The sequence below is a fragment of the Ruegeria sp. genome (assembly GCF_965243365.1).
Classification (GTDB): domain Bacteria; phylum Pseudomonadota; class Alphaproteobacteria; order Rhodobacterales; family Rhodobacteraceae; genus Ruegeria.
The window spans coordinates 2,053,664-2,068,993 of the sequence record NZ_CBDEUW010000002.1 but is presented as its reverse complement, the minus strand read 5'-3'; the positions used below and the strand labels follow the sequence as shown (position 1 = coordinate 2,068,993).

The 15,330-nt window shown below is 54.2% G+C and carries 13 protein-coding genes; 8 read left to right on the top strand and 5 right to left on the bottom strand.

Features of this window, described 5'->3' with window-relative positions; genetic code table 11:
- The first annotated feature begins 107 nt into the window (after positions 1-107).
- The 5 genes from ACP0GE_RS13890 to ACP0GE_RS13870 all read left to right on the top strand — a co-directional run bounded on the left by ACP0GE_RS13890 (position 108) and on the right by ACP0GE_RS13870 (position 5,281).
- Positions 108-1,079: a tripartite tricarboxylate transporter substrate binding protein gene (locus tag ACP0GE_RS13890; RefSeq protein ID WP_424832520.1), complete on the top strand. Its 972-nt coding sequence runs from the start codon at positions 108-110 to the stop codon at positions 1,077-1,079.
- Between the two features lie 66 nt (positions 1,080-1,145).
- Positions 1,146-1,628 carry a tripartite tricarboxylate transporter TctB family protein gene (locus ACP0GE_RS13885; RefSeq protein WP_424832519.1) on the top strand — a complete coding sequence of 161 codons (483 nt, stop codon included), beginning with the start codon at positions 1,146-1,148 and terminating at the stop codon, positions 1,626-1,628.
- 11 nt (positions 1,629-1,639) lie between these two features.
- Positions 1,640-3,154, top strand: a complete 1,515-nt coding sequence (locus ACP0GE_RS13880) for a tripartite tricarboxylate transporter permease (protein WP_424832518.1) — start codon at positions 1,640-1,642, stop codon at positions 3,152-3,154.
- A 178-nt stretch (positions 3,155-3,332) separates the two neighbouring features.
- Entirely contained in the window at positions 3,333-4,517 is a 1,185-nt protein-coding gene (locus ACP0GE_RS13875) for a CaiB/BaiF CoA transferase family protein (RefSeq protein ID WP_424832517.1), read from the top strand.
- Complete coding sequence (locus tag ACP0GE_RS13870) at positions 4,514-5,281, top strand: citryl-CoA lyase (RefSeq protein WP_424832516.1); 768 nt, start codon at positions 4,514-4,516, stop codon at positions 5,279-5,281. Before ACP0GE_RS13875 ends, ACP0GE_RS13870 begins: the two co-directional genes overlap by 4 nt.
- Positions 5,282-5,876: 595 nt before the next feature.
- On the opposite strand, the gene ACP0GE_RS13865 is transcribed toward ACP0GE_RS13870, so the two are convergent.
- The 3 genes from ACP0GE_RS13865 to ACP0GE_RS13855 form a co-directional block, all read right to left on the bottom strand.
- Entirely contained in the window at positions 5,877-7,190 is a 1,314-nt protein-coding gene (locus ACP0GE_RS13865; RefSeq protein WP_424832515.1) for a hypothetical protein, read from the bottom strand.
- A 145-nt stretch (positions 7,191-7,335) separates the two neighbouring features.
- Entirely contained in the window at positions 7,336-7,764 is a 429-nt protein-coding gene (locus ACP0GE_RS13860; protein ID WP_424832514.1) for a hypothetical protein, read from the bottom strand.
- A gap of 219 nt (positions 7,765-7,983) precedes the next feature.
- A complete protein-coding gene (locus tag ACP0GE_RS13855; RefSeq protein ID WP_424832513.1) occupies positions 7,984-8,388 on the bottom strand; it encodes a hypothetical protein in 405 nt (134 codons plus the stop codon).
- A 1,114-nt stretch (positions 8,389-9,502) separates the two neighbouring features.
- Between ACP0GE_RS13855 and ACP0GE_RS13850 the strand changes: the two genes are divergently transcribed.
- The 3 genes from ACP0GE_RS13850 to tnpC are packed head-to-tail and all read left to right on the top strand — an operon-like array spanning position 9,503 to position 11,964.
- The gene (locus ACP0GE_RS13850; protein ID WP_424832512.1) at positions 9,503-9,919 is read left to right on the top strand and encodes a transposase; all 417 of its coding nucleotides are present in this window, start codon (positions 9,503-9,505) and stop codon (positions 9,917-9,919) included.
- The gene (gene tnpB, locus ACP0GE_RS13845) at positions 9,916-10,266 is read left to right on the top strand and encodes an IS66 family insertion sequence element accessory protein TnpB (protein ID WP_424832511.1); all 351 of its coding nucleotides are present in this window, start codon (positions 9,916-9,918) and stop codon (positions 10,264-10,266) included. The genes ACP0GE_RS13850 and tnpB overlap by 4 nt, the downstream gene beginning before the upstream one ends.
- 60 nt (positions 10,267-10,326) lie before the next feature.
- Positions 10,327-11,964 carry an IS66 family transposase gene (gene tnpC, locus ACP0GE_RS13840; protein ID WP_424832510.1) on the top strand — a complete coding sequence of 546 codons (1,638 nt, stop codon included), beginning with the start codon at positions 10,327-10,329 and terminating at the stop codon, positions 11,962-11,964.
- Between the two features lie 1,427 nt (positions 11,965-13,391).
- Here the strand turns inward: tnpC and ACP0GE_RS13835 are convergent.
- Both ACP0GE_RS13835 and ACP0GE_RS13830 read right to left on the bottom strand, forming a co-directional pair.
- Positions 13,392-14,408: a Hint domain-containing protein gene (locus tag ACP0GE_RS13835; protein WP_424832509.1), complete on the bottom strand. Its 1,017-nt coding sequence runs from the start codon at positions 14,406-14,408 to the stop codon at positions 13,392-13,394.
- A gap of 172 nt (positions 14,409-14,580) precedes the next feature.
- Positions 14,581-14,934, bottom strand: a complete 354-nt coding sequence (locus ACP0GE_RS13830) for a hypothetical protein (protein ID WP_424832508.1) — start codon at positions 14,932-14,934, stop codon at positions 14,581-14,583.
- Positions 14,935-15,330 lie beyond the last annotated feature (396 nt).

Here is a 15,330-nt window from a genome sequence, read left to right as displayed (position 1 = left end):
TCGTTTCGTCACATTTTTGGCCATGTCAGCTTTGTGTCAGCTTAGATTGTCAGCCTCTCCCGACATGAGCGGCATGCGCCGCCAATGTCAAATGGGAGGATAAAGATATGACATTTGAACTGGGCCGCCGTGCCCTGTTAACTGCTGCCGCGGCCTTTGCACTGGCCGGTCCCGTTGCTGCCGAGCCGGTTGTCGACAGCATTCACTTCCTGATCCCCGGCGGCGCAGGCGGTGGCTGGGACGGAACTGCGCGCGGAACCGGTGAGGCGCTGACCAACGCCGGCCTTGTGGGCAATGCATCCTACGAGAACATGTCCGGCGGCGGTGGCGGTAAAGCCATCGGGTACCTGATTGAAAACGCTGACAGCCAGCATGGTACACTCATGGTCAACTCGACCCCGATCGTGATCCGGTCACTGACCGGAGTTTTCCCGCACAACTTCCGCGACCTGACATTGGTTTCCGGTACGATCGGAGACTACGCCGCCATCGTTGTGGGCAAGGATAGCTCACTGAACACGATGGACGATCTTATGGCCGCGTTTGATGCAGATCCATCCGGAACAGCGATTGGCGGCGGTTCGGTTCCTGGCGGCATGGACCATCTGGTCGCGGCCATGGTGATGGAGGCTGCGGGTAAAGACGCATTGGCTGTCAACTACATCCCCTACGACGCTGGCGGCAAAGCCATGGCGGCCCTTCTGTCGGGTGAGATCAAGGCCCTGTCGACCGGTTTCTCGGAAGCGGTGGCACTTGCCGAGGCCGGTGAGGTCAAGATTCTTGGCGTAACCTCGGACGAGCGCGTCGCGGCCTATGACGCACCAACGATGAAAGAACAGGGGATCGACACGTCCTTTGTCAACTGGCGCGGTTTCTTTGCGGCTCCGGGCCTGCCCGAGGACAAGTTGGTCGCCTATCAGGAAGTCATAGCCAAAATGTATGACACACCCGAATGGGAAGCCGTGCGCGCGCGCAACGGATGGGTCAACATCCATAATTCGGGCGATGACTTCCAAAACTTCCTGGAAGGTCAGGAACAAACCATGGGTGACCTGATGAAGAAGCTCGGCTTCCTCTAATTCACGCATGCGCTGAAGCAACCGGCTTTCCTTGGGCCGGTTGCCCATTTTCCAAGGGAGGGGACAATGGCACTGGACCGCTGGGTCGCATTCATAATTCTCTGTGCCGCACTGGCCTATGGCTACGCCGCATTCTTCACAATGGACGCGCTTTTGCCGCCGTTCATGCAGCGCAACCCGATCTGGCCAAGCACCTTCCCCAAGGTTTTGGCAGTCCTGACGATTGCAACGTCGCTGTTCATCCTGCTGGGGCTGGAAAAATCAACTGAAAGCGACAAGGAGCCGGATATCGATTACCGACGGCTTGGGGACTATCACCTGGGTCAGGCGCTCACCCTGTTGGGATTGATGGTCGCCTACGCTTTGCTGCTACGTCCCGCGGGTTTCATGCTTGCGACCTTCGCTTTCCTGTCTTGCGGAGCTTTCATTCTGGGCGAACGCAAATTCCATATCCTGCTACCCGTCACGGCAATTGCCAGCTTTGTGGTCTGGTATCTGGTGGACGAGGTGCTGGGTATCTTCCTGCGCCCCTGGCCATTCTTTATCTGAGGAACTGAGACATGATCGAAGGGCTGATGATCGGTCTGAGTGCCGCCTTTTCCATCCAAAACCTTCTAATGGTAATCGCCGGGTGCCTGATTGGCACATTCATCGGCATGCTGCCTGGGCTGGGGCCGATGTCCATCATCGCCATCATGATCCCGATTGCCATCACCATCGGCGATCCGTCAGCCGCCATTATCCTGCTTGCCGGTGTCTATTACGGGGCCATCTTCGGTGGTTCGACCTCATCAATCCTGCTGAATGCGCCCGGTGTGGCCGGTACAGTAGCCTCAAGTTTTGACGGTTATCCAATGGCGCGAAAGGGTCAGGCGGGTAAGGCGCTGACCATTGCTGCTATCGCCTCGTTTGCTGGCGGTAGCATCGGTGCGCTGCTGCTGATGATCTTCGCCCCAATGCTGTCGACGGTTGCCTTGTTGTTCCATTCGGCTGAGTATTTTGCATTGATGGTTGTCGGACTTTCAGCCATCGCGGCCTTCGCCGGTACCGGCAACGTTGGCAAAGCGGTGTTGATGACCTTGGTGGGTCTGATCATGGCGACCGTGGGCGAAGGGGCGCTGTTTAACATGCCTCGATTCACCATGGGTCTGATGGACCTTCAGTCGGGTTTCAGCTTTATCACCCTGGCGATGGCGATGTTTGCCCTGCCCGAGGCGCTGTTTCTGGTACTGAACCCGAAACGATCGGTCCAAGGCAACAGCGGCAAGATCGAAAACCTGCGCATCACCCGTGAGGAAGGTCGCAAGATCGCGCCTGTCATCGGCCGACAGTCGATCCAGGGGTTCTTCATCGGCGTTCTGCCCGGGGCTGGGGCCACGATTGCCTCGTTCCTGGGCTACGCGGTCGAACGCAACATCGCCAGCAAGGAAGAGCAGGAAGAATTCGGCAAGGGCGCCATCAAGGGACTGGCTGCACCTGAAACCGCGAACAACGCAGCCTGCACCGGATCGTTTGTACCCCTGCTGACCCTGGGCATACCGGGGTCTGGCACGACGGCAATCCTGCTGGGTGCTCTGATCGCGCTAAACGTCACCCCGGGGCCACGCCTGATGATCGACGAGCCTCAGATTTTCTGGGCGGTCATCATTTCGATGTATATCGGCAACCTTGTGCTGTTGATCCTGAACCTGCCACTTATCCCATATATTGCCAAGGTTCTGGCAATCCCGCGCAACTATCTGATCCCGTTCATTCTGTTTTTCACTCTGATGGGCAGCTACATCGGGCAGAACAACGCCACCGAACTGTTGATCCTGGTCGGCCTGGGTATCTGTGCGACGGTTCTGAAGTTTGCCGATTATCCTCTGGCACCTTTGCTGATCGGCTTCATCCTTGGTGGCATGATGGAAGACAACTTCTCGCGCTCCATGCAGCTTTACAAAGGGATCGGATTCATCTTCGAACGCCCGATGACGCTTGGCCTGCTGGTGATCGCTGTTCTTCTGGTGATCGTTCCCAGCTACCGCGCCCGCCGGGCAAAAGCCCGCCAAGAAGGCGTGGCCGAGGGCGATTGACACGGCAATTAGGGGCGCGTCAGGGGCCCCTTACTTTCCTTCAGCAGGCATCTGAAATGGGCTTCGCCATCCGAAAACATCAAAACGGTTATGCCCACCCTGATCGGAGTGTTGGCAATTCTGGCATTTGGCCTGCCTGTGCCCGGATGGTTTTCAGATTTCCGGAAAGGGCGAAAACATGACCCAACCGTTGCAAGGCGTCCGTGTTCTGGACCTGACAAATGTCCTCGCCGGCCCTTTCTGTTGCTATCAGCTGGCCCTGTTGGGGGCCGAGGTGATCAAGGTCGAACGTCCCGGTTCCGGCGATCTGGCGAGGGTGCTGGGGGCTGATCCGGACCGAAACAACAAAGGGATGGGCATCAGCTTTCTAGCGCAGAACGCCGGGAAGAAGTCCGTCACGCTGGATATGAAAGCCGAACGGGGAAAGGAACTGCTAAAGTGCCTTGTCCGCTCGGCCGATGTTTTGGTCGAGAACTTTCGGCCCGGTGTCATGGATCGTTTGGGGCTGGGCTATGACGTTCTGCGTCAAGAGAAACCCAATCTCATTTACTGTGCGATCAGCGGATTCGGGCAGGATGGACCACGTAAGGACGATCCGGCCTATGATCAAATTGTCCAAGGTATCTCGGGGGTTATGTCAATCACAGGCGCGGCGGATACTGCGCCTTACCGTGTGGGCTATCCCCTGGCCGACACCGTTGGCGGGCTGGCGGCGGCATTTTCTATTGCTGCGGCCCTGAATGCCAGGACACGCGGAACGTTTCTGGATATTTCGATGACCGAGGCAGTGATCTCGTCAATGGGCTGGGTCGTTTCCAACTACCTTATCGGAGGTGTGACCCCGGCTGCACTGGGCAATGAGAATATGACCTCGGCCCCGTCCGGCACTTTTCAAACCGCCGACCACCCCATCAACATCGCTGCCAACCGGGACGAACAGTGGGAGATTCTGGCGCACCATCTCAGCCGCGAGGATCTGCTGAAAAACCCCGATTACGCCACGCGCGAGGATCGCAAGCGCAATCGTCTGACCCTGCGTGAAGAACTGGAACGTAGCCTGCGCACTCGCCCCGCTACGGATTGGGTCCGGGAACTGAACGCGCTGAGTGTTCCAGCCGGGCCGGTCCTGTCTCTCCCCAGCGCATTGGACGACCCGCAAATTGCAGCGCGTGGTCTGATCGGGCCCATTACCATGGGACAAGAAGATTTAAAGCTTGCGGGTAGCCCCATCGTCGCCGATGGGGTGCGGCCGATGCCTCAGACCCCGCCACCGCAACTTGGCGAAGACAACGAAGCAATCTGGTCCGATCTTGGCCTGACCACGGAACAGATCGAAGCGTTGAAAAAGGAGGGGGTTCTATGAGCGACGTATCCGACTGGTGGCAAACCGCGATCATCGACATGGAACCCGGCCGCATCCACTTGCGCGGCCATCCGATCCAGAACCTGATAGGCAATGTCAGTTTTCCCGAAATGATCTGGCTCATGGTGCGCGGCGACCAACCTACCCCTGACCAGGCGAAACTCTTTGAGGCCGCGTTGGTCTCCGCCGTCGATCACGGCCCGCAGGCTCCTTCAATTGCTGCGGCACGTATGGCGGTCACATGCGGCTTGCCCCTGAACAACGCCATGGCCTCAGCGGTAAACATGCTGGGCGACGTACATGGAGGAGCCGGCGAACAGGCGATTGAGTTGTTTCAGCACATCGAAACGCACCCTGGAAATATCTCGGGGGCTCTGGATGACTGGATTGCACTGCACGGCAAGATCATACCGGGCTTTGGCCACCGCTTTCACAGGCCAACTGATCCGCGTGCCCCGCGTTTGATGGAGCTGGTACAAGAGGCCGTCAATGCGGGCGCATGCCCGGGCAGCTACCAGAAAATTGCCATGGCTGCGGAGCGCGAAATATCAGAGCGCAAATGCCGCCCAATTCCTATGAACATCGACGGCGCAACGGCGGTCATTTATGCAGAGCTCGGCTTCGCACCGCCTCTTGCCCGAGGCCTTTTCTGCCTGTCGCGTTCGGTCGGGATATTGGCGCACGCTTGGGAGCAGATCCAGGAAGGGGGTAGAAACAAAGGCCCAACCCCTCCGGGTTATCGTTGGACCTATCTGGAAGAATAGACTTGCTGTTCTGTGACCTGTTTGCGGGAGCAGGATTTGGCCTTTGCCGAACGATCGTTGTTTTGAGAAAATTTGAATAATGCCAAGTGTGTGTCAAAGCTCGATCTCAGAAAAACTGGAGGAGAACATCCGAAAGCCACCTTTCGACAGTGCGGTTATGAGGTTATAGAGCCAGATGAAGCCATGGCGGCTGTGTCCCGCATGGCGTATATTCTCAAGCGACTTGGCTTCTAGACGCGGCGACAAGGGAATGGGGGCAAAGGTAGCTCTGCGCCCCAAAGCTGCCCTTGTACCCACTTCTGCCTTTCGCCTTTGCAGTTGACCGCAAGCGGCACATTCCGAACGTTCAGAACCAGGCGGCAAATGGTTGGTGAGCGGACAAAGCGGCCTAGGGCAGACGCGGCTATTGCTGGGATTCAAAGCCTTAGCATTAGCAACTGCAACGTTGGAGGGAATAGAAGTGGCGCACATGATCCGCAAAGGTCAAATCACGCCCGGACTCTGTCCGTTTCGCCAGTTCGCAGAACTTGTCTCTCAAACCTGCTGCTACAACGCGTTCTCTTCATCCAACCAAAACTTCTCAACAGAACCCGTTTTATTGAACCAATATATTAGGACTCTTGGGCAGAACACTTTGCGACGTGTTCAGGCTGATCACTTCTTTCAGAACGGCCAGAGAAGGATACGAAAAGCTACTCGCATGTTTGCCAAGGTCCGGTTCATCCAGAGCGTATGGTTCGCCATCGATCTCATAAAGCTTCGCATCTGATGTGATGCGGTCACCATGGAGTAGTTCAAAAACAGGGATCTCGCTGCCCCGTGGTCCTGTAAGCATGGGAACGGTTTCGTCCAAGTAGTCGGCTTTCACGATCTCACCCAGATACTGGATGATCTCCTTGGGGGATCGCAGCGCGAACGAACTGCCACTGCCAAACAGCAAAAGATCCTGATTTCGTGACGGCGGTGCCTTTGGTTTATCAGCGTCGTTGCTCGCAGTCGCAGCCGCCCCACTACGGACCTCTCGTGCTGAGATTGGAGAGGCCGCAGATTGCTCTAACGCAAGCAACGTAACCGAATTCCCCGAATTGGAACGCAGCAAAGCAGGTTGCAATATGGTGATAGGCTCGACCAACGCGCGAAAGCGAGCGTGCTGACAGGCGTTTGTAGGATCGCTTCGGACAACGATACGGCCTGAGCCAGATGTGAGCGAGCCCGCGCAATTCCCATTTGCGATAACTACGGGCAATTGTTGGCACATAGCTTTCAGCGCTTTGGGAAAGGTCGCCGTGTTTCCAGTACATTCGCTTGTGGCCTGTCTCTGCAGGCTTGCAATGGTGCTGCTGGGAACAGCGATCCATTTGACCGTCAACGTAGTAAGTAGATCAAGTCGATCCCGCGCCTGCCCCTCAGCCAGCAAGAAGAACAATTTACGGCTGAGCGGTGTTAGGATGGCCTGCGTGAACTGTTCGGTCTCAAGGGAAGAAACGTTTGCGTTACGAGACTGATCGGGGCCCGCGTCTATTCCCAGGCCCACATCGGTCGAGCTCAGTTCGTTGATGCTGGCATCAAGATCAGTCGACAGGCCGAGACTATTGTCTGTGCTTCCTGAATAGTCGCCTACCGCCGAGAAATAGGTTGGCCGCCCTTTGGCCGAACGGACGATGTTGATCAGCAAAATGCTATTGTAAGAGTCTTCGAGACCCCTGTTATAGTAGACACCGCTATTTGAAATAATGTTGCCACCGCAGGCAGCCAGAAACAGGGCCATCGCACAACACAACATGCGTGATCCTTTTTTCAACATATTGCAGGCTATCTGCCGAATGCGTTCTGCGATATCCGTGAGGATCTCACGAACCGCTCTGGTCAAGCAGAATCCAATCTGATCTGCATCTGTTTTGTTCGTCATAGGTCCCTCAAGGACTATCCTTCTGGTTGCATTTCAATAGCCTTTTTCGCGCAAAGCTGCAAAGTATGCCTTCTCAAACCAAGAGCTTTCTGTTCTACCTTTTTAGAGAATGATCAAACGCTTAAGCGCCCAGAGTCCGAACGCGCTACTGTCTGTTGCAGTCCTCTGTCTGGTCGCTCATGCAGTAGACGAAAGCGATGTTTTTGGAATTACAGTTGTAGTGATCGCTGTGTATTCCATCCGGCACGTCCGTGTGGCAGTTGCCGGGGTCCTTGATGATAGCAGCAACCGCATGGCCGTCGTCGTTTTCAAGCGTCCAATGCATATTGAGGTGCGGGGAGGTATTGACGTTGTATTCGAACTGAACCGTGCCACTCTCTCCAGCTGGGATCGTTACAGGTATTGGGGTCTGGACGTTCACCCCGGACTTGTTTTTGTAAACACCGTCTATGAATTCATATTCCGTATTGTTCGTTATCTTGACCGTATAAAGGTCATCCGCCAGTGCAGTATTAAAGGTAAGTACCGCGGCTGGCATCAAGGCCGCTGTCATGAGTTTCAAAGCTTTTGACATCGCACTCTCCAGAATTTGGGATTATTCAGATACGCCGCTCGGACCTGACTCTTCATGCTGGCTTGTCTCTTAGCAGGACGTGGTTCTGTCAAATACGATGCAACCACATGCTGGAAACAAGGCTAATTTCCGAATGCGCGCGGGAAGGGGAGCGGATCAGGTCGCTCCCACGGATTTTCAATTCTCGAAACAACTGGTGCCCGGCAAGCAAGCACCCTATCAGGGTACTTCGCGGGTGAGGTTGGGGTTCGGGCATACGCCCTTCAAATGCGCTTCTGTTTGACCCGCTTGGATGTCCGATGATGACATGTGCAGCTCTTGGTTATTGCAGTCCTTGATTTCGACGTGGAACTCGTAGTCGCATTCCGGATTGTAGTAGATATAGAAGCCACCATCGGAGCCGACATTGCCGTCATGTTCTTTGTCGATTTGCTCACAACCATTTTGGGATTGCTGGTTGACCTTGACCTTGGTGACGATACCGCTCGACGTGTTTTTAAAGCCGCCCTTTACCTGGGGAACGCCAGTGGGAACAGGGAAGCTGATATCGTCTGACGCGCCTGCACTGGTCGCGAAGGCAAGAAGAAGCGACGCCGAGAGCGCCAGAGGGATGTTTCTGTTCATAGGATACAACCTTTCGATTAGTGGCAAAGAGGGAGGGTTTAACTTTGTGGCTATTTGTGCCGACACTTGCTACATCTTTATGGTGAGTCAAGTATAAATCATTCAACCTATAAAAGAAATTGGTTGAGGGAGAAAAATAGCTCATCCATCAGTGAATGAGGACGTTTTGTTCTTAAGCTTTATTGTTTGATATAAAAACGGCAAACGCTCCGAGATCAGTGGTTGGCATTTGTTGAATATGTTGACTGTCCAACAATCCCTTTAGTCAATCACGACCTTTAGCGTTGGACGCAGCATCTCAGATTTCGGCCACGGTATTGAGGTTAGCATACATTGTCAGTGTCTATGTGTCTCAGTGCTAGTATCTCAATGTCTCAATTTTGTTGCGACTGACTGATCCCGCGTTCACCTAGCCGCTCAATTCGTCCTTATGGGTGTAAGCAACCGGGAATTCCGTTGTGCTCCAGACGCAGCACTTCGCGTACGATTGAATCTTGCTTCGGAGAAGATTAAATTCCAGGGTCAGTTTTGTCCTACGTCTGGATTGCCCGAAACGGTCATGGCGAAAGCGCTGTGTCATCACCACTCCTTGGTGGTTGCGATGGACCAGAAACCGACTCCTCTCAATTCGACTTAAACTGCCCCATTGGTGCTGACGTCAGATACCTTCTTGCTTTGAAACTGTGACTATTCGGCAGACCGTTCATGCCAATCAAGGTATAGTTGATTTTAACACGCCGCATTTACATATCTTTGTGTCTCCATTTCTGATAATTTGGTTGGTAATTGCGCCGGTATGGGTACAGAGAAGCTTGTAGTCTTTTCAGCGGAGCAACCCGCTTAACACGTGCTCGGTACACGCAACGTAGTAAGGGTCATTACCGACTTTCAATTGCAGTTCCCCGTCACACAGTTTTGTAGAAATCTGCATCGATTCAACGCTAAGGTTTGGCGTGCGACCCAGCATGAACTGAGATACCTCTAAGGCACTGGCATGCCGTGCCCCCAGGAGGCGCAAGAACTGAACCATGAAAAAAGCATCCGCATGTTCGTGATGTAAGGCTTCGGCGGAGGCCGTCTAGCTGATTTGATTATCCGTGTTTACGGTTATGGAATGTATGATGAAAGCCCCTCCATAGAAGTTGGCCTGGTTTCTGTTGGAACTCAGCCCCCCTGTCGTCACCTTTCGGATGAAGAGAAGCTCCGGCTTGTAGAAGAAAGCCATGAGAGCAGCGTCGTTGAGACGGCCCGACGTCACGGCGTCGGTCGGTCGTCCCTGTCCCGGTGGCGGCGCCAATATCGTGACGGCATTTTGTCGGGGCCTGGAGCCCAGCCGCAGTTTGTTCCCATAGTTGCTTCTGATCCTGGGCCTTCCATTGGAGGCTCCAAAGAGTTGGGCAATCCTGCGGGCGCGGAAACTGAAGGCCAAAAGGCAGATATCCTGCTGGTGAACGGGCGCAAACTGTCCGTAGCGGTTACGATTGATCCGGATCTCCTGTCGCGCCTTTTGACTGTATTGGAGCCGTCATGATTGCTTTTCCAGCAAGTGTAAAAGTTTGGATAGCCGGGGGCGTGACGGATATGCGCCGGGGGATGAACACGCTGGCGCTGCAGGTTCAGGAGGGGCTTGGACGTGATCCGCATGGCGGGGAGATTTTTTGTTTCCGGGGACGTCGTGGCGATCTGGTGAAGATATTGTGGCATGATGGGGTTGGCATGTCGCTGTATCTGAAGCGGTTGGAGGCGGGGAAGTTCATCTGGCCCACGAGCGGTTCGGGTGATGCGGTAGCGATTTCTTCGGCGCAGATGGGCTATCTTCTGGAGGGGATTGACTGGCGCAATCCGCGCTGGACGCAACGGCCAGAAAAAGCGGGATAAATCGCCGTTATCCTGCTGTTTCCCATGGGCTTTTCCGGGTCGATATAGTAACTTTCGACCATGTCGGATGCTGCCTTGGAAATCGCTGAATTGCGTGCTGCGCTGGCCTCTTCGCAGGCCCATGCAGAGGTCTCTGCCGCGCGGGCGCGTGCAGCTGAGACCGAACTGGCACAGGTGCGCGCCACGGTCAGTTGTTCCGAGGCGCTGATCAAAGAGTTGAAGCTTGAGATCGCCAAGCTGCGGCGGGACAAATACGGGGTGTCCTCGGAACGTAGCAAGCGGCTGATTGATCAGTTGGAGTTGCAGCTTGAGGAACTGGAAGCCAGTGCGACCGAGGACGACTTGGCCGCACAGCAGGCAACAGGTGAAACGACCATTGTCAAAGGCTTCACCCGTCGCAAATCATCGCGCAAACCGTTTCCCGATCACCTTCCGCGTGAGCGCGTGGTGGTTCCGGCCCCGACGCAGTGCGACTGCTGCGGTTCCAGCCGGATCGTAAAGATGGGTGAAGATGTGACCGAGACGCTGGAGGTCATCCCCCGGCAGTGGAAGGTGATCCAGACGGTCCGCGAGAAGTTCACCTGCCGGGAGTGCGAGAAGATCAGCCAGCCTCCCGCGCCATTTCACACCATTCCCAGAGGATGGGCCGGACCCAGCCTGATCGCCATGATCATGTTTGAAAAATTCGGTCAGCATCAGCCCCTCAATCGTCAGGCCGAACGGTTTGCGCGCGAAGGCGTAGACCTCAGCCTGTCCACCTTGGCCGATCTGGTCGGGCATGCAGCCGTTGCTCTGGCCCCGATCCACGCGCTGATTGAAAAGCACGTTCTGGCCGCTGGCCGATTGCACGGGGACGACACCACGGTACCGTTGCTGGCGCGCGGTGGCACCAAAACCGCGCGGCTTTGGACCTATGTGCGTGATGACAAGCCGTTCAATGGGGGAGCGCCCCCGGCCGCGCTGTTTCATTTTTCCCGCGACAGGGAAATGATACATCCCAATAAGCATCTGAACCGATGGCAGGGTGTTCTACAGTCTGACGTCTATGCAGGTTACAACGGTCTGTACGACCCGGACCGGGATCCCGGTCCCGTAACCCCTTCGTTTTGTTGGGCGCACGGGAGGCGCAAATTCTTCGAATTGGCCGACATTGCTGGCAACGTTCGCAAGAACAAGCCCGCCCATCAGATATCACCGGTCGCGCTGGAAGCTGTGCGCAAGATCGACGCGATCTTCGATATCGAACGCGAACTGAATGGCCTGAGTGCCGCAGACCGTCACGCCGCGCGCCAGAGCCTGGTCCGCCCGTTGTGCGAAGAGTTGCATGCCTGGTTCATCGACCAGCGCGCACGGATGTCCAAACACAACCCTGTCGCCAAAGCGATCAAATACATGATCGGAAAAGAGGGCCGTTGGGAAGCATTCACCGCGTTTCTGGATGATGGCAGGATTTGCCTGACCAACAACGCTGCCGAACGCGCGCTGCGCGGTGCAGCTCTGGGTCGGAAGTCGTGGTTATTCGCCGGATCGGAACGTGGTGGGCAGCGGGCAGCCTTCATGTACACGTTGATTATCACCGCAAAAATGAACGACATTGATCCGCAGGCCTGGTTGGCCGATGTTCTCAAGCGGCTCCCTGATATGCGCGTTTCCCGTGTCCATGAATTACTACCCTGGAACTGGAAACACAAAGAGTAACATCCAGAAAACGTCAAGGCAGAATAGCTGCGGTGCTCACCGGATGATTACTTCGTGATCAAATTCGAGCTCAAAAAACTGCTCATTTCCTTTGACGCCGCTTAGATACCACTTTGCCATGACCCCCGCCCTGCCCGCCTCAAATTCGATCTTCAGATGATCGCAGAAACTGAAAAGTATCAATTCTAATTGACCTTGCGGAATTGGCAGCGCGTCTCAATAGCCCATCACCACGTCGCACTACTTGACAACTTGACACAATTTGACCCGCCGATCACAAAGTTTGCACCAATGTGGATACGTACTCTAGAATTCTAGTTCCAATGATACAGAGTTCAGTGCACGCGAGATAAATCAGTGTGCCCGTGTCCGTTATCAGTCAATTACGCAAGATGCGCGCGCCCGTGGATATCATATTCGGACTATGTATTTGGCAAGGTGGTTATCGCGCTGATTTGTAGTTTTTTGAGCTGGTACTCGGCGTTTTGATGGGCGCCTTTCTTGTACGCTGATCGCACTGAAAACGACATTGAGCACCTGATATCTTCGGGTAGGGTGGATTCGCTCTTTTTTGTTCGCTTGGTTTGCAGCGAGGGACAAAAAAGTTGACAGAGCTGAGCTTGCAAGCAGCATCTCTAAAAAGTGATGCATCCCGCTCCCTTTGATCCGGCAGCAGTTCTTTGGAACAATTGTGCAAGGATTTTCTATAGCCGCGGTGCGCTCCTCGTGTCCCGATATAGTCGTAGATCGATGAATTCGCAGTGTTCAAGTAGCCACGCCATTTGAACTAGCCTGTTGTCGCTTGACGAAAGACAGGCGTCGATCAGATTGTCAATCGTGTCTTTTTTCAATGTGACAACAAAGGGTGAAATAGAATTTGGATAACTATCATTGGGGTTCATTTTGAACCTCCTAAACTCAATGAACTCGTGAAACTTGCGCCAAACCCGGAATACCTCGGGAAATACCAAGGTGAGACAATGCTTGCTGATTTTGTAAGCCGGATCATTGGCAGTGCGTCTCAGCAAACTGGCAATACGTCTCAAGCTCATTCAAAGATCTTATTTCGGATCGTGGTCATCGCCTGAAGACAACAGCACCGAAGCGAAAAAACTCGCGCTTTCGAGCTTTGCGCCACCGTACCAGATGCAGAACGATGCGTGCGCTCCGTCGTTTTCGGTTGCCGATTTGTTGGTCGTCACATCTTGATCTCTAGAGATCAGTTTAACCACAGCGCCTCACTGGATGATGTTCATGGACCAGGTCCGCTCTAAACATGTCGCCTCGACCAATGAGTGGGATAACTACCGGGGTAAGCAACGATTGAGCGGCATTCTGAGATCTGCGAGTAATATGGATTTGCGCGTTTCGCGAAATGCTCCGGCGTCTCGGTTCGTTGATGTCTCTTCTAATTGCCCGGCATCGTACTAATGCCAAGGAATGAAAAACTCCGCATCGATCCGGCGCGCACCGTCTGGTACGCAAAGCCCGGGAATGAGCAGCTTCACCTCGTAGGGTTTGAGTACCGGCAGAATGGTTTTTTGATGAGTGCCGCTGTTGTTCTTGAGACTTGGGAACAATGCGAAAAGCTCGTCTTGTGTCGCACGGCTCATGGCGTCAAGCGATGTTCCACCGGGAAAAAAGGATTCCGACCAAACGCCCTCCACGTTCACCAACTCGTGCTGGTCGAACAGCAGGTGAATGTACTCGACGCCTTCGGATGGCATCCTTTGGGTGATGGTTTTTCCATTCACCAAAGCTTTGGCCGGGGCTAGCATCATATCGAAGTGATAATAGACAACCATCTCGACGGCTCCGATTGGAAACCGGTGCTGCGGTGATACACTCAGATCGCGTTTAGGAAGGCCATCGCCAAACGCACCTTTTTCGATGCAAACGGGCATCAGCTTTGGGTTGGCGTTCAAGTCACGGCGCGACAGCCTTCGGCGGCCGATCCAGCGCACCGGGCGATCTGATCCATCGGCCACGGTCACCAAATCACCGGGTCGAAGGGTTTCGATTTCGCGCAGACCCATGGGCGTTTTGATCAGTGATCCATGTGTGAAGCATACAAAGTCCGGCAGAGTGTCATATTCGACCGGTTCTTCGTCATCAGGCAGGAATTCGATTCCTCGAATTATGTCATCGACATCGATTTCACCCTCTGTCACGACAATGAAGAAACGGCCCTGATACTGCAGCAGGATGAAGGAGACTTGCTCACCATCCACTCGGCCAGTGAATTTCTCATATGTATTGAACGTCGTTGAATCTCCGATGAACCCCGGGATACCGCTGACATCCAGTTGAAGGGTGCCATTCTGGTCGATGACCTCCAAAAGGTCATCATCATCCAATATCTCGACTTGGAAGGCTTCCAAAACCTCCGATCGTCGCGAGTTCAGTGGATCTTCGTCTACTTCGTATATGGTGATTTCGGCCATGGCTTTGCTCAAAAGACGGAGCGAAATCCCCGATCAGCGCCGGCGATATGGATTGGGGAAGATCGAACCATTGATGGTTGTTTTGAGCCTTTGAGTTAGGCGGAATCAGGGGGCCACGAAACAATCGGTTGTCTCAGTTTCTTGGCGCCACGTCTCGCAATGCTGAAATGCCTTAGCGTTCGGATCTCTGATATTCAGCCCTGATCTCCAAAAGCAATTTGTTGAGTGCAAAGAGGTAGTAAAACGCGATCTTCCGCACTGGTGCGAAATTCGGTGCGTAACTCGGTAGGCTGAGCGCATTAAGATATTCAATTCGCGGCAACAGGATCTGCTCAACGACCTCTCCAGGAATTAGTGTATACCCGATATCCGGGCGGTTGAGATTGAGCGGTCCTCCTACCTTGACCTGGTGTAGTGGATTGACGTCGATCATGAAGGTCATGTCGCCCTCCGGATCGAGCGCGAGCTCATAGCCCTGAAGCATTTTCAGGTGATGCCACAGAAGAATTCTTTGTGCGGAAATCATTGTTTGCCCTTGATCAGATGTGGCCGAAAACCGACCATCCAAGGCAACGTGATGCGAAAACAAGAAAGCCGGTCAATGCCTCAAAGCTTGAATGAGATTGTGGCTTGCTATTGTGAGACATCTGGCTAGTGCTGAGTAGAAAAAGACCGGTGATCTGTGATGCCAACCTCTCCAGTCAAGCCTTCAATTACAATGCGGCGAGCAAGATTACCCACGCCTCAAATCCATCTCTATGTCTCGCCGTTGGCTCAACCATGCTTTTGCTGGGCGCTATATGTCGAGAAGTCTGGACGGATGCTTTAGCGCAGCCCATACCGGACTTTCCTCGGTTCGGAAGTTTACCCAACCAGCACGATAGTAGACCCGCCTGTTCAAACTAAACGACATTCAAGAAAA